This window comes from Acrocarpospora pleiomorpha, assembly GCF_009687885.1.
Classification (GTDB): domain Bacteria; phylum Actinomycetota; class Actinomycetes; order Streptosporangiales; family Streptosporangiaceae; genus Acrocarpospora; species Acrocarpospora pleiomorpha.
The window spans coordinates 417,038-437,218 of the sequence record NZ_BLAF01000004.1 but is presented as its reverse complement, the minus strand read 5'-3'; the positions used below and the strand labels follow the sequence as shown (position 1 = coordinate 437,218).

The following is a 20,181-nucleotide window of genomic DNA, read 5'->3' as shown; positions in this document are numbered from 1 at the left end:
CCTCACCCGCCTGGTTGGCGCAGCCCCACACCACGTCGCCGATCCGGCCCGGGTCCAGCCCCGGTGCCTTCGCCAGGACGCCGGTGATCGCGGTCGCGGCGAGGTCGTCGGGCCGCACCTCGGCCAGAGCGCCGCCGAAGCGGCCGAACGGCGTACGCACCGCGGCGTACACGAAGGCGGCAGTCATGACTCGACCACTCCCGCCCGGTCCCATTCATAGAAGCCCTGGCCTGTCTTGCGGCCGAGCTCTCCCGCGGCGACCTTCTGCCGGAGGAGCGTCGGGGGCTCGAAGCGCGCCCCCAGCTCGGCCGCCAGGTGCTCCGCGATGGCGAGCCTGACGTCGAGGCCGACGATGTCGGTCGTCCTCAGCGGGCCGGCCGGATGCTTGTAGCCCAAGGTCATGGCGGCGTCGATGTCGGCCGCTGTGGCCACGCCGTCCTCGAGCATGCGGATCGCCTCGACAGCCAGCGCAACGCCGAGCCGGCTGCTTGCGAAGCCCGGTGAGTCGGTCACGGTGATCGGAGTCTTGCCGAGCGCGCGGACCCAGTCCTGCGCAACCTCGGTCAGGTCGGGTGCCGTTCTCGCGCCGACGACGATCTCGACCAGCTCGCTGGCCGGCACGGGATTGAAGAAGTGCAGCCCGAGGAACCGGTCCGCCTTCGCCAGACTGCCGGCGATGCGGTCGATCGACAGCGCGCTGGTGTTGCTGGCGAGGACGGCGCCGGGGGCGATGCGCTCGACGGCGGTGAGCACCTCGACCTTGAGCCCGAGGTCCTCCGGGACCGCCTCGACGACCAGATCGCAGTCGGCGAGCTCCTCCGGGTCGGCGACGGCCCGCAGCCGCTCGACCACCTCGTCGACCGGGCCCGACAGGGCTCCTCGCTCGACGGCCTTCACCAGACTGCGCACCACCGTCTCGCGCGTGATCCGGGCGGCGTCCGCGTCGACCTCCACGACCGTGACCTCGGCGCCCGCCAGGAGGAAGGCGTGTGCGATGCCGGCGCCCATCCGGCCGCCGCCGTACACGCCCATGCGGGACGGAAGTGCTGTGCTGGTCATCTGAGCTCCTGGAGAGGTAGGGGCGCCTCTGGCGCACGGTCAGCCCCACGGCGGGTCGTCGCCGAGGTCGGTGAGTGAGGGGTACGCCGTCGTCGACGGCGTGCCTCGCAGGCCCTGGGCGATCGGGCTGGGCAGCGTGGGGAACGACCGGCCGGTGCCGGGTGCGGCGACCCGCTCGGGGGCATCGACGTCGAGGAGTCCTGCGGCGACCGCCTCGTCCCAGGTCGAGACCACCACCGTGCAGACGTCCTCGCCGTCGAGGACGGACCGCCAGTGGTGACTCGGCTCTGCTGCGAATCGCGCACCGAGCGCCGCGATCACCGCCTGCTCCTGGCCCTCGTCGTCCCGGAACCTCTGGTCGAGGTCGACCAGCTCCACCAGGCGATCCCAGAACTTCTGCTCGAGGGCCGCGCAGGCGATGTGCCGGCCGTCGGAGGTCGGGTAGACGTGGTAGCGCGGGCTGCCGCCGGTGAGCAGCTCGGCGCTCGGCCGGGGCCATCCCCCGCCGGCCTGGTGGGTGGCGAAGTAGCCATAGGCGAGGACCTGCAAATTGTGCGTCATCGAGACCTGCAGGTGGGCGCCTCCGCCGCCGAGGTCACGCCGACGCAGCGCCAGCAGGACGTTGACCACCGCCGGATAGGTGCCGCCGGCGATGTCGGCGAGCACGGTCACCGGCAGGGTCGGCGAACCGGTGGCGTCCACGACCACGCCGAGCAGGCCCGACTCCGCCAGGTAGTTGAGGTCGTGCCCGGCCCGGGACGCGTGTGGACCGCTCGCGCCGTACCCGGTGATCGAGCAGTAGACGATGTCCGGGTTGACCGCGCACACCGCGTCGTACCCGAGCCCGAGCCGGTCGGCGACACCCGGCCGGAACTGCTCCACCACGACGTCGGCCTCTGCTGCGAGCTCGAGCACACGGTCGCGCTGCACCGGGTCCTTGAGGTCGACGCCGTAGGCACGCTTGCCGCGGTTCAGGACGGCGTAGTTCGCGCTCGCCTCCCCGAACCTCGGCAGGTAGCTGCGCATCTCGTCGCCCCGACCCGGCCGTTCGAGCTTGACCACGTCGGCGCCCGCCTCGGCGAGCAACAGCGTGGCGAGCGGACCGGGGAGCAATGTCGAGAGGTCGAGCACCTTGATGCCCGCCAGGGGCAGCAGGTCGGCGCTCACCCCAGCATCTCCCGCAGCTTGAACTTCTGGATCTTGCCGCTCGGCGTCATGGGCAGCTCCGGAAGGCTGACCACCCGCTCCGGCAGGTAGTGCTTGGAGAGGCCCTGCTCGAGCAGGTACGCCGCAAGCGTGTCGACCGTCAGCTCGGGCCGGCCTTCCTTGACCACGATCACCGCGCAGATGAGCTCGCCCAGTCGCTCGTCGGGAATGCCGACCACGGCGGCGTTGACGACGTCGGGGTGATCGAAGATGACGGACTCCACGTCGGTCACCGGGATGTTCTCGCCACCGCGGATGATGATGTCCTTGCTGCGGCCGCGTAGGCTCAACCAGCCGTGCTCGTCGATGCTGGCGCGGTCTCCGGTCCGGAACCACAGGCCCGCCAGGAAGGCCTCGTCGGTGGCGTCGGGCCGGTCGTAGTAGCCGTAGACGACGCCCGGGCCGCGCATCAGCAGGTCACCGATCTCGCCCGTCGGCACGTCGTCGCCCTCGGCGTCGACGACGCGAACCGCGGAGCCGGCGAAGACAGAGCCGTCGGTGCGCTGGATGGCGGGCGGCTCCTTGGGCGTGCAGGAGCTCATGATGCTGCATTCGGTCATGCCCCACGCAGGCGCGATGTACGCGCCGAGCGCCTCCTGCGCCTGGGCGGGCAGGTTGCGCGGCACCGGGGAGCCTGCGATGACGAGACAGGTCAGCGGGCAGTCCGGGTCGTCGACGAGGTCGGTGCGCATCATGTCCTGCAGGAACGTCGGGGCGCCGAAGAACGTCGTCACCCGCTCCTCGCGAATGATCCGCACTCCCCACGCCGGGTCCCACCGATCGACGTAGACCCCGGTGCCGGCGAACAGGACCGTCATCACGATCCCCCAGGCGAAGCCGGTGTGGTGGCCCACGGGTGAGGCGACCAGGTGGACCACGGGGTCGCCGTACATCTGCGGACCGACGTGCTCAACCTGCCGCCGGATGGCGTAGATCAGCGTGTTGTGGCTGTGCATGGCGCCCTTGGGCTCCCCGGTCGTACCGGAGGTGAAGCCGAGGTAGCAGACCCGGCTGGGCACCGGCTCGGGGAGCGTGTGGCTGGGGACGTCGTCGTGGCTGGACCACGACGACTCGCCTTCGCGCAGGTCGGACTCGTCGTCGTCGAGGAGGACGACGTGCTCGAGCGTCGGGATCTCGGCTCGCAGCCGACGGGAGAGGTCGAGATGCTCGATGCTGCGCCAGCGGCGCGGAACCACCAACACCTTGGCCTTGCTCCTGCGCAGGATGGCCGCGGCCTGCCGCTCGCCGTAGGCGACCGGGATGCCGGCGTAGACGGCGCCCAGCTCGTTGATCCCGAAGACCATCTCGGGGTACTCGACCCAGTTCGGCAGCATCAGCACGACGGCATCGCCCACGCCGACGCCGAGCGAGGCGAAGACGCTTGCGGCGTGGTGTGCGTTGGCGTCGAACTCCCGGTAGGTGCGGGTCACGCGGTCGCCCTGCGTGCGGCGACCGACGAGGGCGACCCGATCGGGATGGACCCGGGCTGCCTGGGTGAGCAGCGAGCGCACCGAGCGCTCCTCCCACCATCCCGCCTCGCGCCACTCTCGGGCGACCTCGTCCGTGACGGGGGTGCGCTGGCCGTCCAGCACATCGGCCAGCTTCGGGTAGGTCGGGGTCGTGGTCATGACGCCTTCCTGTGCAGGGTGTCGGTGTCCGGCCGTCCCACCAGCAGGCGCGCAGCACGCACGGCTGCGCCGTGCAGGTCGACTGCGGCGCGCAGAGAGACGGCGTCGCGAAGAAGGCGCTCGGCGGGGTACTCGGTCAGGTAGCCGTAGCCGCCGTGCGACTGGAGCGCCGCTGCTGCGACCTCGACCGCGCCGTCACAGGCCTCCCGGGCTGCAGCGAGTGCGCGAATCGGGTCGGTGAGTGGGTCGAGTGCGGCGGTGAGGGCCACCGACGCGCCGGCAGCCTGCTCGAGCAGCGACTGGCGCACCGTCGGGAGCGCAGTCAGCGCGTCGCCGAACTGATGCCTCTCGGCGGCGTAGGCGGTCGCGGCGTCCACGGCCGCGGACGCGATCCCGGCCGCGACCAGGGCGGCGCCGCGGTGCAGCCGCGCCCGCGCTCGGTCGGCATCCACGCCGCGCAGCTCGACCACGTCGTCGCTTCCGGCCTCGACCCGCGCCGAGCGGGTGAGCGCTCCGCCGAGGCCGGTACGCCGGAGGGCAGTGGTCGTCAGCGCCGATGGCCGCACCGATAGGGCGGAGCCCGGGCCGTCCAGCACCAGCAGGTGCGGCTCCTCCGAAGCGGCGTCGACTCGGTCGACCGTGCCCCGCAGGATGTCGCCGTCCCAGGCCAGGCGAACGTGGGGCGAGCTCGCGTCCACCACCGCCACGGCGGCGGCACCGGTGTGCAGGGTGCCGACGAGCTGCGCGCACCGGGCTTCGGGGCCTACGACGTCCACGGCCGCGTGTGCCTGGACCGAGGCCCAGCCGAGCGCCGGCCAGCTGCGACCCAGCTGCGTCCAGGCGACTGCGGTGGTGACGGCATCTGCGCCGCCTCCGCCGTACGACTCCTCGGTGCCCAGTGTCCAGACGCCGAGCTCGGCGAGTGCGGTGACGAGCCCGTGCACGACATCGGGGGTGTCGGTCAGCGTCAGGTCCCGGTCGCCGGCGAGGCTCTGCAGCATGCTCAGCAGGTCGAGCTGGTCGGCGTCGAGGGTCGGGCCCCGCCAGGTCATGACCAGAAGCTCTCGGGATCGGGGTCGCGGTGGCCCGCGAACGCGGCGCTGACCTCGTGGGCCTCCTGGGTCTGCAGGTAGAGCGAGAGCTGTTGGTCGTGTGCCATCCGGGCCTGCCCCGAGACGCCGTTGTGGCGAGCCGAGAAGGCCCCTTTCAGGCCGCCGATCGCCAGGGGACTCCGCAGGGTGATCTCCCGGGCGACCTCGGTCGCCCGCGTCTGCAGGTCCTGCGGAGGGGCCACCTCGTTGACCAGTCCCATGAGGAGCGCCTGCTCTGCGGAGTACTTGCGGTTGAGGTACCACATCTCCTTGGCACGCTTGCGGCCGACGGTGTCCTCGAGGTACCAGGACCCGTAGCCGGCGTCGAAGCTGCCGACCATCGGGCCAACCTGGCGGAAGACCGCGTTCTCCGAGGCGATCGTGAGGTCGCAGACGGTGTGGAGCACGTTGCCGCCGCCGACCGCGAAGCCGTTCACCGCGGCGATGATCGGCTTCGGGATCGTGTCGATCGCCTGGTAGACGTCGATGATCGGCAGCACCTGCGACTGGTCCAGCGACGTCACCGGGTCGTGCTCGCCGCCGATGCAGAAGAACCTCTCGCCGGCACCGGTGAGAACCGCCGCCCGCAGCTGCGGGTCGAGGCGGAAGCGCTGGAGCGCGTCGAACAGCTCCAGGCAGGTCTGGTGGCGGAGCTTGTTGCCGGCCTCGGGACGGTTGAGCGTGATCGTGAGGACCGCTCCGTCGGTGGCGGTCAGGATGTCGTCGTACGTCGGCACGTTCATCGGCTGTCCTTCTTCCCGGTGCGGAATCCCTGGCCGCTCTTGGCTCCCAGCCGTCCGGCGGCCACCATCTTCCGCAGCAGCGGCGGCGGGGCGTAGCGGTCGTCGCCGGTGGCGGCGTGGGCGCTCGCGGTCGCGCGCAGGTGGACGTCGAGGCCGATCATGTCGAGCATCTCGAGCGGTCCGGACTTGTAGCCGAGCCCCAGGCGGAGCGCGAGGTCGATGTCGTCGGCGGTGGCCAGCCCGTCGTCGTACTCGGCGATGACGTCGTTGAGGTACGGCAGCAGCAGCGCGTTGACGAGGAACCCGGGCCGGTCCTCGACGACGACGGGCTTCTTGCCGTCCAGCGTGTCGACGAATGCGACGAGCCGATCGATGAGCGCCTCGTCGGTCTGCAGCGCTCGGACCACCTCGACGGTGCGCATCATCGGTGCGGGGTTGAAGAAGTGGAGGCCCGCGACCCGGCTCGGGTGGGGGAGCGCCGCGGCCAGGTCGGTGACCGACAGGGCCGAGGTGTTGGTCAGGATCGGGGTGTCGGCCCCGACCACGTCGGCCACTCGCGCGAGCAGCGCCTTCTTGAGCTCGGCGTCCTCGGTGACCGACTCGACCACGAGGTCGACGCCGGCGAGATCGGCGACCTCGGTGGTCCCGGTGATCCGGCTCAGCACCGCTTCCTTGGTGTCCTCGGTGAGCTTGCCGCGGGCCACCCCGCCCGCGAGGAAGTCGGCGGCCGCGTCCGCCCCCCTCCCGATCCGGGTCGAGTCGGTGTCGAGGACGACCACGTCGCGTCCGGAGGCCGCGAACACCTGCGCGACTCCGGCACCCATGGTCCCGAAGCCGAGCAGTCCGATCCTCTGGAAGTCGTTCATCGAGCTCTCCTCTCAGACCCGAAGAGACGGGTGTCGTCGTAGTCGTAGAACCCGCGGCCGGTTTTGCGGCCGAGGTCGCCTGCCGCGACCATCCGCTCGACCATCGGCGGCGGGAAGAAGCGCGGGTCACGCAGCTGCTCGTAGAGCCGGGTCGCGACCTGCTGGTGGACGTCGAGGCCGACGATGTCGAGCAGCCGGAACGGGCCCATCGGGTGACCGAGCGAGCCGAGGACGGCCTCGTCGATCGCCTCCTTGCTCGCGATGCCTGCCTCGAGTGCGGCGATGCAGGAGTTCTCCCACGGGATGAGGAAGCGGTTGACGATGAAGCCGGGGCGGTCCTTGGTGACCACGCTGGTCTTGCCCAGGGAGGCGAGGAACTCGACGGTCGCCTTGTGAGCCCAGTCGGCCGTGTGGCGGCCGTCCGCGACCTCGACGAGCTTCATCAGCGGCGCCGGGTTGCAGTAGTGGGTGCCGACGACCCGCTCCGGGAGGCGGGAGCCGGACGCGATGCCGGTGACCGAGAGCGTCGAGGTGTTGGTGTGGAAGAGGGTCGACTCCGAGACGATCTCGTCGAGCCGTCCGAAGGTCTCCTTCTTCAGGGCGAGGTCCTCGAAGACCGCCTCGACGACCACGTCGCACGGCGCCAGGTCGGTCAGGTCGGTGCTGCCGACCAAGGCGTCCTTCGCGGCCTGCCCGGCCGAGCCGTCGAGCTTCCCGAGCTGCACGCTGCGGTCGAAGAACGCGTGCACGGTGTCGATGCCTCGGCAGAGGTTGGTCTCGTCGACGTCGAAGAGGACGGTCCGGTGCCCGGCCCGGGCCATCACGGTCGCGATGCCCGACCCCATGGTCCCGGCGCCGAGGACGGCGACGGTCTTGCTCTTGTTGCTCACTGATACTCCTGGGATATGCGGTCAGCGGACCGACTGGCCGCCGTCGATGACGATGACTTCGCCGGTCATGAAGTCCGAGGCGCTGCCGGCCAGCAGCAGCAGCCACGGCTGGAGCTCGTCGGGCTCCCCCATGCGGCGGGCGGGGATGGCGCGCACGACCTTCGCGAACGTGTCGGCGTCCTCGCGCAGGTCGGCGTTCAACGGGGTGGCGAAGTAGCCGGGCGCGATCGCGTTGACCTGGACGCCGGCGCGCGCCCACTCCATGGCGATCGACCGGGTGAAGGCGATGACGCCGGCCTTCGAGGCCGAGTACGCCGCGTGGTTGGGCACACCCTGGAGTGCGAAGTTGGAGGCGATGTTGACGACCTTGCCCGAGCCCTGGGCGGTCAGGTGGCGCCCGGCCGCCCGGGTGGCCAGGTAGGTCCCGCGCAGGTTGGTGGCGAGGACCTGGTCCCACTCGTCGGCGGGCTGGTCGAGCAGCGGCGTCGAGGCGACGATCCCGGAGTTGTTGACCAGGATGTCGAGGCGCCCGAAGGTCTCGACGGTCGCCTGGACCATCCGTTGGACGGACGCCTCGTCGGTGATGTCGGTCGGGCAGGCGAGCGCCTCGCCGCCGCCCGCCTTGGCCTCCTCGACGAACGCCTCAAGCTCGCCGGAGGTGCGGGACGCGACCGTGACCGAGGCACCAGCACGGACGAGGGCCTCAGCCATGGATCGCCCGAGGCCGCGCCCGGCACCCGTGACGATGGCGACCTTGCCGGTGAGGTCGGTCATGACAGCTCTCCCATCGCGCGGGTGGTCTCGCGGCCGATCAACAGCCGCTGGATCTCGTTGGTGCCGTCGTAGATCTGGGTGACCTTGGCATCGCGCAGGCATCGCTCAACGCCGAGGACGGCGAGGTCGCCGTAAGGTCCGAGGAGCCGGGTGGCGGCCACCGCCGTGGAGAACCCGAGGTCGGTGCAGGCCTGCTTCATCATGCCGATCTGGCCGGTCGGGATGTCGGTCGAGCTGTCGACCTGACGTGCCACCGCGTGCAGCAGGAGGCGGCCCTGGAGGATCCGGCCGCGCAGCTCGGCCAGCACGAAGGTCTGCTCGTCGGGCAGCCGAGCACCGTGCTGCCGGGTCAGGAACGCCAACGTCCGCGCGTACGCCGCCCGAGCCAGGCCGACACCCTGGGCCGCCGCGCTGATGCGCGACTTCACCACCGAGCTCATCACGACCTGCCATCCCCCGCCCTCGTCTCCCAGGAGGTGGTCGGCAGGGATCCACACGCCGTCGAAGAAGAGCTCTGCGGTGCTCGAGCCGTGCATGCCGAGCTTGGCGAACGGCCGGCCGTGCGTGACGCCCTCCCAGCTGCCATCGACGACGAAGGCGGTGATGCCGCGCCGGCCCAGCGACCGGTCGGTCGTCGCAAAGCAGATGATCACCCCGGCGCGGTCGCCGGTGGTGATGAAGGTCTTGGAGCCGTTCAGCAGGTAGCCGTCCCCGGTGGGCCGGGCCGTCGTCCGGAGGCTGGCCACGTCGCTGCCGGCCTGGGGCTCGGTGATGCCCAGCGAGCCGTAGGTCGAACCGCCGACCAGGCCGGGGACGTACCGCTCGGCGAGCTGGTCGCTGCCAGCGATCAGGATCGGGTACGCCGCGTGCATCTGGGTCATGAAGACCAGTGAGGTGGCCGCGCACCCGGCGGTGATCTCCTCCATGGCGACGGCGTACGCGACGTTGGTGTCGTCGGTGCCGCCGAGCCGCTCGGGGAAGACGAGCCCCATGAGGCCCGCGGAGGCGAGCGCCTGGACACTGTCGTGCGCGAAGTCCTCCGCCTCGTCGAGCCCAGCGGCGCGGGGCGCGACCTCGCGGGAGACCACATTGCGGGCGACCGCCCGGACCTCGAGCTCGCGCTCGGTCAGCGCCGCATCGGCAGCAGGCTCGTCGAGCGCGTCGTGGAGGGCGACGTACGCCTTGGGGCTCGCGTCGAGATCGAGCGGCTCGATGCTCACTGGGGGACCCTTTCTCTTGAGGGCCTGTCAGGGATGGCCGTGAGCATGCGGCAACGAGACCTCGACACCGACGAGTCAAACACGACCACGGTGGAGGAGGAATCATGTTTGTGGGTTGGGACGCCTTCCACGCTGCCCGACCGCGCTGGGGTGCCTCGAAGTCGAAGTCCGACCCCGGGGACAGCTACAAGCTGGCCGACTACCTGCGCACCGACGGACACCGACTCGCCCGGCTCCAGCCGCTGGATGAAGCGACCCGGAACCTGCAGCTGCTCACCCGCAGCCGCGGACAGCGACACCCCACCGCCGCTCGAATCCTGGCCCGTTCCTGGCTGCGTGTGGTCTGGGCCTGCTGGCACACCAACACCGCCTACCAGCCCAAGCTCCACACCAGCACAACCCGGATCCCCACAGCGGCCTGACCGCGTCAACGACGAGGAGGAGTCAAGGTGGAGCGCCCGCAGCACAGCGAGGACGAACGACCTTGACACCGACGACCGTTGACGCACACTCGAACCGCTGAGGATCGAGGGTTGACTCAGGAAACTCATGCTGGCTCCTGCCGGACGGGGTCGGCGAAGGCGGCTGGCCGCCGGGCCAGGAACGCGCCCACGCCCTCGTTGGACTCGGCGCCGCTGACGGCCAGTGCGGCGAGCCCGGTCTCGACGCGCAGGCCGGCGTCGAGCGGAGCGTCACGGCCGGCCTCGAGTGCGGCGAGGATCGAGCGCACCGCCGTCGGGCCCTGCGCTGCGATCGTCTCCGCGATGCCGGTCGCGGTGCCGAGCAGGTCCTCGGGCGCGACGGGCGGGACGGGGGTCAGCCCGAGCTGGTGGGCTCGCTCGGCGTCCAGCCGTGAGCCGGTGAGCATCAGGTGGGCGGCCGCAGGGGCGCCGATGAGACGCGGCAGTCGCTGCGTGCCGCCGTACCCGGGGATGAGGCCGAGTCCCGCCTCCGGCAGCCCGAGCGACGCTCGCGTGGACAACACCGGGAACGTGGAGGCCAACACGAGCTCGAAGCCACCGCCGAGAGCCACGCCGTTGACGGCTGCGATGACCGGGACCGCGGCCCGTTCGATGTCGCGCATGGCGCGCTGCCCGGCCTCCATGGTGCGGCGGGCCTCGTCGGGTCCCATGCCCGCGAGCTCCTTGAGATCAGCACCGGCGCTGAAGGCCTTGTCTCCCGATCCGGTGACCACGACGGCGCGGGTCGACGGCTCGTCCTCCGCGTCGAGCACGGCAGCTCGCAGCCGCCCGAGCACCTCGGCGTTCAGCGCGTTGAAGACCTCAGGTCGGTCGATCGTGACGACCACGACCGCACCGCGGCGTTCGGTGCGGACAGGGCCGGTCACGAGGCGAGCACCCCCTTGGGCAGCCCGACGGCACCGGCGGCGGCGAGCTCGTCCACCTGCTGATCGCTGTAGCCCAGGTCGACCAGGATCGTGCGGGTGTCCGCGCCGAGCCCGGGGAAGCGCTCATTGCGGGGGGTGTCCTGGGAGGCCAGCCGGAAGGGGCTGCGGACGCTCACGAGCTCCTGCTGGAAGCCGGGGACGGGAAGCAGGGAGCCGCGCGCGATGACCTGCGAATCCTTGACCACCTCGGCGAGTGTCTGGACCAGCGAGACCGGGATCTCGGCCGTCCCGAGGATGCGAAGCCAGTCGGAGGCCGATCGTGTGGCCAGCCGCTCCCCGACCTCGGCGGTGATCCGGGTCCGCTGGTCGCGGCGTCCGGCGTTGTCGGCCAGGGCCGGATCCGCCGCGAGGTCGGGGAGCCCGACCGCGCCGCAGAAGCGCTTCCACATCGCGTCGTTTCCGATCGCGACCACGATGGTGCGGTCGGCGGCCTCGAAGGACTGGTAGACGGCGAGCACCGAGTCGGTGCCGCCGCTCGGTGCCGGCTCCGGCTCGCCGGCGCTGTACGCCGCGATCCGGGGCGCCATGAGCGCCAGGTCGGTGTCGAGGAGGGAGACGTCGATGGTCTCCCCCTCGCCCGTCCGAGCCTGGCGGACCAGCGCGGCGTTGATGGCGACCGCGGCCGCCATGCCGGTGACCACGTCGGACAGGGCCGTGGAGACCCGCTGGGGGGTGCCACCCTTCGCGCCGGTCACCGACATCAGCCCGGAGCGCGCCTGGGCGACCAGGTCGTAGCCGGGGAGGTCACTGTCGGGGCCGTCGAGACCGAAGCCCGACATCGCGCAGTAGACCAGGCGTGGGTTGCGGGCCCGCAGGGTGTCTCCGTCGATGCCGAGACGGGTCAGCTTCCCGGGGTTCATGTTCTGGAGGAAGACGTCTGCGGTGTCGAGCAGGCGCAGCAGCACCTCCCGGCCTTCCGGCGCGCGGAGGTTGACGACCAGCGAGCCCTTGTTGCGGTTCGCGGACGCGAACCACGCAGAGGCCCCCTCGACGAACGGCGGACCCCACCCGCGGGCGTCGTCGCCGCGACCGGGCCGCTCGACCTTGATCACCGTGGCTCCGAGGTCGGCGAGGTACATCGCCGCGGTCGGCCCGGCGTACGACGTGGTCATGTCGACCACGCGGACCCCGACCAGGGGGCCACTCGCAGAGTCAGCCATCGTCACCGCTAGCTCGGCCAGATGTCGGAGGCCGACGGCTCACCGGCGACGAACTCGGCGACGCGACTCAGGAACATGCGCCGGAGCTGGAGGATGGCTCGATCCGACCTGCCCAGGTTCTGCAGGTTCGCATCGGCGATATGGCGCATCGCCTGCTGCGTCAGCGCGTCCTCGATGCCCTGCAGCTTGGGGTGGTCGACGAAGTCGATCAGCCTCTTCTCACCGCGAATGATCTGCTGGGCGCAGTCCTCGGTGAGCGGATACTTCGCGGCGACCTCCTCGAGCTCCTTCTGGGTCTGTCGCCACTCACGAGCACCCTCCTCGTCGGTGTGGATCGACATGATCCCGAAGCCCTTGTGGCTCTCGTCGTCGATGGGAACGCGCCAGTAGAGGTTCTCGAGCGTTCCGATGCGCATAGGGATGATCAGGTGCATCACGTTGGGGAACAGGACCGTGACCCGGGCGTGGAGTCCTTCGTCGTCGACCTCCTCGACCCTGACGCCGTACTCCAGGCGCTCGACGGTGAAGTCACGCACGACGGCGGCATCGCCGGAGAATCCGGTGCGAGTCAGCTCCGGGTTGGCCGACAGCGCGTGCGTGTAGGGCACATGCGCCAGGTCCATCGAGTTCTCGTGGTTGAGATACCAGTTGCAGTACCGGCGGTAGACCTCGGCTTCGAGGACGGGGGCGGATGCAAGCCCGTACCCATGAGCTCGTGAGTACGCCGCGATGTCGGGGAACTCCGGCTCCGGCCCCTCGCCGAGGTAGACGAAGATCAGCCCGAACTCCTCGCGGACCGGACGCGTCCCGATGGTGACGCGCTCGAGGAGGGCCGGGGTCTGCAACGGGGCTTCGACACAGCGCCCGTCAGCGCCGAACTTCCAGCCGTGGAACTGGCAGCGGATCGCATCGCCCTCGACATTGCCGATCGACAGCTTGGTCAGCCGGTGCGGACACAAGGCGTCCATCACCACCGGCCGTCCGCTCTCACCCCGGAAGAGCGTGAGTTCCTCGCTCATGATCGTGACCGGCTGGGCCTGCCCGGCCTCCAGGTCGACAGAGCGAGCGATGGGCTGCCAGAAGCTGCGCAGGTACCGACCAGCGGGGGTTCCCGGTCCGGTCTCGAAGGGGGTGAGCGTCCTGGCCCGATCGGCCAGAGGCTCCGGCGGCAGTACTGTGGTCACGACCAGCTCCTTTCGTACAGGGCCTTGTTGATGAACATGCCGCGGTCGACGAAGTCGGGACGCGGCACTCCGAACACGTCGATTCGCTGGTTCAACCCGGCGCCGATGGGTCGACTCGTGTGGATGTTCCCGGCCGGGATGATGGTGATCGACGGACTCGTCACGTGTACGTGCTCGTCGGCGCGCCAGTCGGCCAGTCGCGCCGTCCATGGCCTCCGCACGTGGTGGACGTACTCACCGGCGAGCGTCACGCTGGCCTGCTCGTAGTCGGCATGGCTGTGCGGCGTCATCCGGTTCGTGTCGGCAGGTCCGACCTCGGGCTCGAACCAGTTCACCGTCAGGGAGTCGGTCCGGAAAGGTCGCCCGGGCACCTCCCCCACGGCCTCGAAGTCAGCCACGGAGTAGACCTGAAGACCGCGCGGCGCGCGCGAGGGCGTCAGCGCGGGGAGCTCCTCGACCGCAGGATCGCGTACGGCGTAGGCCTGGCTGTTCCGCGCCTGGGCCAGCACCTCAGTGGCGCGGGCCGTGAAGACACTCAGCACGAAGCCGGGAGCGCTTCCCACGACGCGAGACTCGCCTGCCGGAACGACGACCAGCGACTGACCCCCGACCTGCACGGGGCCCTCTCCCCCCGCGGACACCTCCACCGAGGCCTCGTCCAGGACGGCCAGCACGTGCTCGTCGGGGGTGTCGACGTGGCGCAGCTCGCTGCCCGCGTCCAGCCAGGTCAGGCCGATCACGAAGTTCTGGGCGCGGTAGAGCCAGGAGTGCTCACCCGTTCCGAGCCTCCATCCCGTCGACAGCTGCCCGGCGGCGTCGGCGACGACGTAGTCGGCGCTCAGTTCGAAGAACTGAGCGGGACGCGGCGGAACCGGCAGAAGTGCTTCGTCTCGGGTCAAGGAGCGTCCTTCACGGCTGACAGATGATATCTCGTAATACGAGATGCCATCTCGTTAACGACCTCGTCATGTTGACCGACAATAGACTGCATGTCAACCGGATGAGGCCCCTCAGAAGCACGGTGGCTCCCCCTACGCGCGGGGCGCGGAGGGGGAGCCACGGTCTACTGCTGCGCGGTCCTGACGGGGACGGAGGGCGAGGACCGGAGATGCCCGCCGAGCGGGCATCGCGTCATGCCTGCTTGCCTAGGGGGTCGGCGACGCGCCGTCCCGCTCCGCTGCCTGATGAGTGGTGATGTGCTTGCGGAGGTAGGTCAGGTGCTCGACGATCGCCTCCTCGCCCGCGGCGGGGTCCTGCTGCTCGATCGCACGCAGGATGCGCTGATGCTGCAGGACGGTTTCCCGGCCGACCTCGGGGGACAGCTCGAGGTAGTGCACCGGCTCGGTCGCATGATGAAGCGCCTCGACGAAGCTCGCCAGCACCCGGTTTCCGGAGGCGCGTGCGATCAAGGTGTGGAACGCGCGGTCCAGCTCGGGAATCTCCGGATCGTCCACGGAGGCGGTCTTCTGCCGTTCGACGATCTCCTGCAGACCCTTCAGCTCCTCCTCGCCGCGGTTGACAGCCGCCAGCTGGACGGACGGGACCTCCAGCAGCTGCCGGGCATCGGCGACCTCGTCGAACTCGACCGTGCCGAGGGCAAGCAGGTTCTCGACGGACTCACTCATCACCGCACCGAGCGAGCGGTAGTCGACCGACTGGACGAAGTTCCCGCCCCTTGCGCCCGGCACCTTCGTGATGAGGTGCTGCGAGGTCAGGGTCCGGAGAGCCTCTCGCAGGGTCGTCCGGCTGACGTTGAACTGTCGGGCGAGCTCTGCCTCCGGGGGGAGCATCTCGCCTGGCTGCAGCTCGTTGGAGAGGATCGCCTCACGGATCGTCTCCTCCACCTGCTGCCGGGGCCGGAGCACCTTGCGTCCAATGACCTTCGACGCTTCGCCGGACCTCTCCTGCTTCATATCCGTCCTATTCCGCGCCCGAGACATCCCCGGACAGTAGATCTCGGGACGCCCCGAGATCGGCCCCTGCGACGCTGCACCGGTGGACGCACCCTATCCCAGGACATGTCGAGCATTGACAACGTGTCGAATGTCGAATGTTGATACCGTCACCCGTCCCGATGCCCGGGAAACCCGCGCCGCACCGCGTTGCTCAAGGCCACCGCCGTCGCGCGGAGTGCCCCGACATGCCGCTCCGGCCGGAAGCGCCCCGTGGGGCCGGTGAGGCTGATCGCCGCCACCGCGCCGTCGGCGCCGACGAGCGGTGCGGCGACGCACGTGATGCCCAGAGCCGACTCCTCTCGTTCGAAGGCCACCCCGGTGCGCCGGATCGCAGCCACCGCCTTCGACAGGCTCCCCGGGGCGACGATGGTGTGCGGCGTTCTCCGCTCCAGCGGCTTGGACAACACCGACTGCCGCAGCGAGGGGTCGCCGAACGCGAGCAGCACCTTGCCGATGGCGGTGCAATGCAGCGGCATCCGCCCACCGACGCGCGAGGGGCTGCGCACCTGCCTGTGACCGTTGATCTTGGAGACGTAGACGACCTCGGCGCCGTCCAGCACTCCCAGGTGGACCGTCTCGTGAGTCCGCTCGTACAGGTCCTGCAGGAACGGGATGGCCAGCTCGAGCAGGCCGCGTTCGGCAGAGGCGCGCATTCCCAGCTCGAACAGGCCGCCGCTCACCCGATAGCCGGAGCCGTCCCTCGAGAGGAGCCGGAGCGCCACCAGCTCCTGGCACAGCCGGTAGACGGTCGCCTTGTGCAGCTCGGTGCGACGGACCAGCTCCGCCAGCGGCAGCGCCTGGTCGCCGATGGCGAAGGACCGCAGGATCAGCGTCGCCTTGCCGAGAACTGTCTTCGTGCCGACCGTCACATCTCGCATCGTAGCCGAACGTTTCGCTCACCGAGACGTAGGTCTGTTCAGCGGGCGACGCAGGGGGGACAGTTGCCGCCATGCAACTCCCGTCCGCGTCCGTCGCGAGAGACGAGATCCTCGCCGCCGTGCGCCGGCTCGAGACAGCTCGCGCGTCGGGGTTCGCCTGTCCCCCGGTGCGCGACCTCATCGGCGCCCACGACCTGCAAGCCGCCTACGCCGTCCAGCGCGAGCTCACCGAGAGACGCCTGGCCGGCGGCGCCCGCGCAATCGGGCACAAGATCGGGCTCACCTCGCCCGCGGTCCAGGCCCAGCTCGGGGTGGACCAGCCCGACTTCGGCGTCTTGTTCGACGACATGCAGTATGCGGAGGCCGACCTGGTGCCCATGACCGGGTTGCTGCAGCCCAGGATCGAGGCCGAGGTCGCCTTCGTCCTGGCCGAGGACCTCGACGAGGGTGACCTGGGTCTCGATCAGATCCGCGCCGCGGTCGACCACGTCGTGGCCGCGCTGGAGATCGTGGACAGCCGCGTACAGGACTGGGACATCAGCTTCGCGGACACCGTTGCCGACAACGCGTCCGCCGGGGCGTTCGTCCTCGGGCAGCAGCGGGTCACCCTCAGCGAGGTGAGCCTCCGCGAGGTGCAGATGACCATGCGCGTCACCGGACAGGACGAGTCGACCGGCGACGGTTCCGCGTGTCTGGGCGACCCCCTGCTGGCGGTGCAGTGGCTCGCGCGACAGGCTCGGGAGCTGGGGGACCCACTCCGAGCCGGCCACATCATCCTGTCCGGAGCCCTCGGGCCGATGAGGGCAGTGCGTCCGGGCGCCACGGCCGTCGCCGACATCACCGGGCTCGGCCGGGTGCACGCCCGGTTCGCCGGAGTGGACCAGGTGGCGGATCGAGCCGGCACAACCGCAGAGGAGCAGCACCGATGACGAAGACCAAGGTGGCGATCATCGGCTCCGGCAACATCGGAACCGACCTCATGATCAAGGTCCTGAAGACCAGCACGCACCTCGAGATGGGCGCCATGGTCGGGATCGACCCCCACTCGGACGGACTCGCCAAGGCGAGCCGCTTGGGTGTGGCGACGACCTCGGACGGGGTCGACGGCCTGGTGGCGATGCCCGGCTTCGACGACATCGGCATCGTCTTCGACGCCACGTCCGCCGGCGCCCACCGCGCCAACGCCGCCAAGCTCACTCCCCTCGGCAAGCGCCTCATCGACCTCACGCCGGCGGCCGTCGGGCCGTTCGTCGTCCCGGCTGTGAACCTGGACCAGCACCTGTCGGCAACGAATGTCAACATGGTGACGTGCGGCGGCCAGGCGACGATCCCGATCGTCGCAGCGGTGTCGCGGGTGGCACCGGTGGCCTACGCGGAGATCGTCGCCTCGATCGCGAGCAGGTCGGCGGGGCCCGGCACCCGAGCGAACATCGACGAGTTCACCGAGACGACCTCGGAGGCGATCGTCGAGGTGGGCGGCGCAGAACGCGGGAAGGCCATCATCATCCTGAACCCCGCGGAACCGCCGTTGATCATGCGCGACACCGTCTTCTGCCTGGTTCGTGCAGGCGACCCCGGAGTCCGTGAGCGGATCGAGCAGTCCATCGAGGAGATGACTGCGGACGTCGCCTCCTATGTGCCCGGGTACCGGCTGAAGCAGAAGGTTCAGATCACGCCGATTCCCCAGGACCAGCCCGTCTGGACCCTCCTGGCCTCGCCCGAGGACGAACGGCCCACGCACCAGGTGTCGACCTTCCTCGAGGTCGAAGGCGCCGCGCACTACCTGCCGGCCTACGCCGGCAACCTCGACATCATGACCTCCGCGGCGCTCCAGGTCGCCGAGCGGATGGCCGATGCTCACACCGACGCGAAGGCGACAGCATGACCCACCGTCTGTTCATCCAGGACGTCACGCTCCGCGACGGCATGCATGCGGTGCGACACCGGCTGGGCGCGGGCCAGCTCCAGGCGATCGTCCGCGCGCTCGACGAAGCCGGCGTCGACGCCATCGAGGTCAGTCACGGCGACGGGCTCGCGGGCGGCTCCGTCAACTACGGTCCCGGTTCCCATACGGACTGGGAGTGGATCGAGGCGGCAGCCGACGTCATCGAGAAGGCCCGCCTGACGACCCTCCTGCTGCCGGGGGTGGGCACCGTGGCCGACCTGCGCCGCGCCTACCAGCTGGGCGTGCGCTCGGTCCGCGTGGCCACTCACTGCACCGAAGCGGACATCTCCGCCCAGCACATCGCCGCAGCGCGCGAGATGGGGATGGACGTGTCCGGGTTCCTCATGCTCTCTCACATGGCCGAGCCCGACGCGCTGGCGGCACAGGCCAAGCTCATGGAGTCCTACGGCGCGCACTGCGTGTACGTCACCGACTCGGGTGGGCGCTTGACGATGAGCGACGTGACGGCGCGTGTGCGCGCCTACCGGGACGTGCTCGATCCGGTCACGGAGATCGGGATCCACGCACACGAGAACCTGTCCCTGTCGGTGGCGAACTCCGTCGTCGCGGTCCAGGCCGGCGCGCTCCGTGTCGACGCCTCACTGGCCGGGCAGGGCGCGGGCGCGGGCAACTGCCCCATCGAGGCCTTCGTCGCAGTGGCCGACCTGTCCGGCTTCGAGCACCGCTGCAACCTCTTCGCGCTTCAAGACGCCGCCGACGACCTGGTGCGACCGCTTCAGGATCGCCCTGTCCGTGTCGATCGAGAGACGCTCACCCTCGGGTACGCCGGCGTGTACTCGTCCTTTCTGCGTCATGCCGAGGCGGCCGGCGCACGGTACGGCGTCGACGTCCGAGAGGTCCTGATGGAGTGCGGACGACGCAAGCTGGTCGGCGGGCAGGAGGACATGATCGTCGACATCGCTCTGCAACTGACCGGATCGGAGGCCTCCTGACATGAGCAGCGACCCTGACAGCACGCCGGCTGGAGACGACAGAATGGAGCGAGGGCTGGCGGTCCGGCGGCGCATTCTGGGCGACACCTACGTCGACGCGGCGCTCGGTGCATCCGACTCCTTCTCGGCCCCCTTCCAGCGCTTCATCACCGAGAACGTCTGGGCCGGCGTATGGGACCGGGGCGTCCTCGACGAGCGGTCCCGCAGCCTGGTGACCATGTCGACCCTCGCGACGAACGGACACTGGCACGAGTTCGCGCTGCACGTGGGCGGGGCTCTGCGGAACGGGTTCCTCACCCCTGAGGAGCTCTTCGAGATGTGCGCGCAGCTCGCCGCGTACGCCGGCTATCCCGTCGCTCTCCGTGCCACCAAAGAAGCCAGACCGATCGTCGCCGAGTTCCTGGAGAAGAAGAGCTCATGACCACGACCGCACCCGTCTCCCTCGCCGGAAAGGTCGCCGTGATCACCGGCGGCAGCAAGGGGATCGGGCGATCCATCGCCCGGCGCCTGGGTCAGGCCGGGGCCAAGGTCGTCATCGGAGCCCGCGGAGAGGCCGACCTCGAGGCCGCGCTGGCAGCGCTGACCCAGGACGGCGTCGACGCGCGCGCCGTCGCGGTCGACCTGAGGTCGGCGGACGGTCCGCGCCAGCTGGTCGAGGAGTGCATCTCCTTCGGCGGACGCTTGGACATCGTGGTGAACAACGCCGGCTCGGCGCCCTCCAGCGAGTTCCTGAACCTCACCGACGAGGACTTCCTGGCGAGCTGGGAGCTGAAGCTGCTCGGTGCCATCCGCATGATCCGACTCGCCATCCCGCACATGCAGGCAGTGGGTGGCGGGCAGATCATCAACATCGCCGGGACGGGCGGCCGCGAGCCGGGAGCGAACCAGCTGGTCGTCGGCACCACCAATGCGGCGCTCCGTGTCGTCTCGAAGGGCATCTCGAAGGGCTTCGGCGCAGACGGGATCCGATCGAATGTGATCAGCCCCGGCCGGGTCGACACAGACCGGTACGCCACGTACAAGGCCAGGAAGGCCGCCGAGACCGGCCTGAGCGAAGACGAGATCGCAGCCTCGGATCTGGCTCAGACCCCGACCCGGCGCATCACGAGTCCTGACGAGATCGCCGAGCTCGCGCTGCTGATGGCTGCTGGTCTGGTGCCCAACCTGACCGGCTCGGACGTGGTTGTGGACGGGAGCGCCTCGAACAGCATGTGACGGGGC

At 70.2% G+C, this 20,181-nt stretch carries 21 protein-coding genes and 1 pseudogene; 6 read left to right on the top strand and 16 right to left on the bottom strand.

Translation table 11 applies throughout. The features are described from left to right. Positions 1 to 31: 31 nt before the first annotated feature. The 10 genes and pseudogenes from Aple_RS54145 to Aple_RS02010 form a co-directional block, all read right to left on the bottom strand. A pseudogene (locus tag Aple_RS54145) lies at positions 32 to 187 on the bottom strand (thiolase family protein); the annotation flags it as partial. Beyond that, positions 184 to 1,059, bottom strand: a complete 876-nt coding sequence (locus tag Aple_RS02050; RefSeq protein ID WP_155342677.1) for a 3-hydroxyacyl-CoA dehydrogenase family protein — start codon at positions 1,057 to 1,059, stop codon at positions 184 to 186. The pseudogene Aple_RS54145 and the gene Aple_RS02050, both read right to left, overlap by 4 nt. Before the next feature lie 39 nt (positions 1,060 to 1,098). Beyond that, on the bottom strand, positions 1,099 to 2,226 hold the full coding sequence (locus tag Aple_RS02045; RefSeq protein WP_218038068.1) for a CaiB/BaiF CoA transferase family protein: 1,128 nt from the start codon (positions 2,224 to 2,226) through the stop codon (positions 1,099 to 1,101). After that, a complete protein-coding gene (locus Aple_RS02040) occupies positions 2,223 to 3,893 on the bottom strand; it encodes an AMP-binding protein (RefSeq protein ID WP_155342676.1) in 1,671 nt (556 codons plus the stop codon). The genes Aple_RS02045 and Aple_RS02040 overlap by 4 nt, the downstream gene beginning before the upstream one ends. After that, positions 3,890 to 4,945, bottom strand: a complete 1,056-nt coding sequence (locus Aple_RS02035; RefSeq protein ID WP_155342675.1) for an acyl-CoA dehydrogenase family protein — start codon at positions 4,943 to 4,945, stop codon at positions 3,890 to 3,892. The genes Aple_RS02040 and Aple_RS02035 overlap by 4 nt, the downstream gene beginning before the upstream one ends. After that, complete coding sequence (locus Aple_RS02030; protein WP_155342674.1) at positions 4,942 to 5,727, bottom strand: enoyl-CoA hydratase-related protein; 786 nt, start codon at positions 5,725 to 5,727, stop codon at positions 4,942 to 4,944. Before Aple_RS02030 ends, Aple_RS02035 begins: the two co-directional genes overlap by 4 nt. Then, complete coding sequence (locus Aple_RS02025; RefSeq protein WP_155342673.1) at positions 5,724 to 6,593, bottom strand: 3-hydroxyacyl-CoA dehydrogenase family protein; 870 nt, start codon at positions 6,591 to 6,593, stop codon at positions 5,724 to 5,726. The genes Aple_RS02030 and Aple_RS02025 overlap by 4 nt, the downstream gene beginning before the upstream one ends. After that, the gene (locus Aple_RS02020) at positions 6,590 to 7,483 is read right to left on the bottom strand and encodes a 3-hydroxyacyl-CoA dehydrogenase family protein (RefSeq protein WP_218038067.1); all 894 of its coding nucleotides are present in this window, start codon (positions 7,481 to 7,483) and stop codon (positions 6,590 to 6,592) included. The genes Aple_RS02025 and Aple_RS02020 overlap by 4 nt, the downstream gene beginning before the upstream one ends. Positions 7,484 to 7,504: 21 nt before the next feature. Continuing rightward, complete coding sequence (locus Aple_RS02015; protein ID WP_155342671.1) at positions 7,505 to 8,257, bottom strand: SDR family NAD(P)-dependent oxidoreductase; 753 nt, start codon at positions 8,255 to 8,257, stop codon at positions 7,505 to 7,507. Beyond that, a complete protein-coding gene (locus Aple_RS02010; protein WP_155342670.1) occupies positions 8,254 to 9,477 on the bottom strand; it encodes an acyl-CoA dehydrogenase family protein in 1,224 nt (407 codons plus the stop codon). Before Aple_RS02010 ends, Aple_RS02015 begins: the two co-directional genes overlap by 4 nt. Positions 9,478 to 9,581: 104 nt before the next feature. Here Aple_RS02010 and Aple_RS02005 point away from each other — a divergent pair, with 104 nt between their 5' ends. Further along, on the top strand, positions 9,582 to 9,899 hold the full coding sequence (locus Aple_RS02005; RefSeq protein ID WP_155342669.1) for an IS110 family transposase: 318 nt from the start codon (positions 9,582 to 9,584) through the stop codon (positions 9,897 to 9,899). 125 nt (positions 9,900 to 10,024) lie between these two features. On the opposite strand, the gene Aple_RS02000 is transcribed toward Aple_RS02005, so the two are convergent. The 6 genes from Aple_RS02000 to Aple_RS01980 all read right to left on the bottom strand — a co-directional run bounded on the left by Aple_RS02000 (position 10,025) and on the right by Aple_RS01980 (position 16,053). Then, positions 10,025 to 10,825 carry an enoyl-CoA hydratase/isomerase family protein gene (locus Aple_RS02000; RefSeq protein WP_155342668.1) on the bottom strand — a complete coding sequence of 267 codons (801 nt, stop codon included), beginning with the start codon at positions 10,823 to 10,825 and terminating at the stop codon, positions 10,025 to 10,027. After that, on the bottom strand, positions 10,822 to 12,045 hold the full coding sequence (locus Aple_RS01995) for a CaiB/BaiF CoA transferase family protein (protein WP_155342667.1): 1,224 nt from the start codon (positions 12,043 to 12,045) through the stop codon (positions 10,822 to 10,824). The genes Aple_RS02000 and Aple_RS01995 overlap by 4 nt, the downstream gene beginning before the upstream one ends. 8 nt (positions 12,046 to 12,053) lie before the next feature. Next, on the bottom strand, positions 12,054 to 13,229 hold the full coding sequence (locus Aple_RS01990) for a Rieske 2Fe-2S domain-containing protein (protein ID WP_170321236.1): 1,176 nt from the start codon (positions 13,227 to 13,229) through the stop codon (positions 12,054 to 12,056). Next, positions 13,226 to 14,128: a hypothetical protein gene (locus tag Aple_RS51750; RefSeq protein WP_170321235.1), complete on the bottom strand. Its 903-nt coding sequence runs from the start codon at positions 14,126 to 14,128 to the stop codon at positions 13,226 to 13,228. Before Aple_RS51750 ends, Aple_RS01990 begins: the two co-directional genes overlap by 4 nt. Positions 14,129 to 14,374: 246 nt before the next feature. Next, positions 14,375 to 15,142 carry a FadR/GntR family transcriptional regulator gene (locus Aple_RS01985; RefSeq protein ID WP_155342665.1) on the bottom strand — a complete coding sequence of 256 codons (768 nt, stop codon included), beginning with the start codon at positions 15,140 to 15,142 and terminating at the stop codon, positions 14,375 to 14,377. Positions 15,143 to 15,291: 149 nt separating this feature from the next. Beyond that, complete coding sequence (locus Aple_RS01980; protein ID WP_218038066.1) at positions 15,292 to 16,053, bottom strand: IclR family transcriptional regulator; 762 nt, start codon at positions 16,051 to 16,053, stop codon at positions 15,292 to 15,294. A gap of 80 nt (positions 16,054 to 16,133) precedes the next feature. Here Aple_RS01980 and Aple_RS01975 point away from each other — a divergent pair, with 80 nt between their 5' ends. The 5 genes from Aple_RS01975 to Aple_RS01955 are packed head-to-tail and all read left to right on the top strand — an operon-like array spanning position 16,134 to position 20,175. Continuing rightward, positions 16,134 to 16,991, top strand: a complete 858-nt coding sequence (locus Aple_RS01975) for a 2-keto-4-pentenoate hydratase (RefSeq protein ID WP_155342663.1) — start codon at positions 16,134 to 16,136, stop codon at positions 16,989 to 16,991. Beyond that, positions 16,988 to 17,947, top strand: coding sequence for an acetaldehyde dehydrogenase (acetylating) (locus tag Aple_RS01970; protein WP_155342662.1), 960 nt, complete (start codon positions 16,988 to 16,990; stop codon positions 17,945 to 17,947). Before Aple_RS01975 ends, Aple_RS01970 begins: the two co-directional genes overlap by 4 nt. Beyond that, positions 17,944 to 18,960, top strand: coding sequence for a 4-hydroxy-2-oxovalerate aldolase (gene dmpG, locus Aple_RS01965; RefSeq protein ID WP_155342661.1), 1,017 nt, complete (start codon positions 17,944 to 17,946; stop codon positions 18,958 to 18,960). Before Aple_RS01970 ends, dmpG begins: the two co-directional genes overlap by 4 nt. Before the next feature lies 1 nt (position 18,961). Beyond that, the gene (locus Aple_RS01960) at positions 18,962 to 19,381 is read left to right on the top strand and encodes a carboxymuconolactone decarboxylase family protein (protein WP_155342660.1); all 420 of its coding nucleotides are present in this window, start codon (positions 18,962 to 18,964) and stop codon (positions 19,379 to 19,381) included. Further along, entirely contained in the window at positions 19,378 to 20,175 is a 798-nt protein-coding gene (locus Aple_RS01955) for an SDR family oxidoreductase (RefSeq protein ID WP_155342659.1), read from the top strand. Before Aple_RS01960 ends, Aple_RS01955 begins: the two co-directional genes overlap by 4 nt. The last annotated feature ends 6 nt before the right edge of the window (positions 20,176 to 20,181 follow it).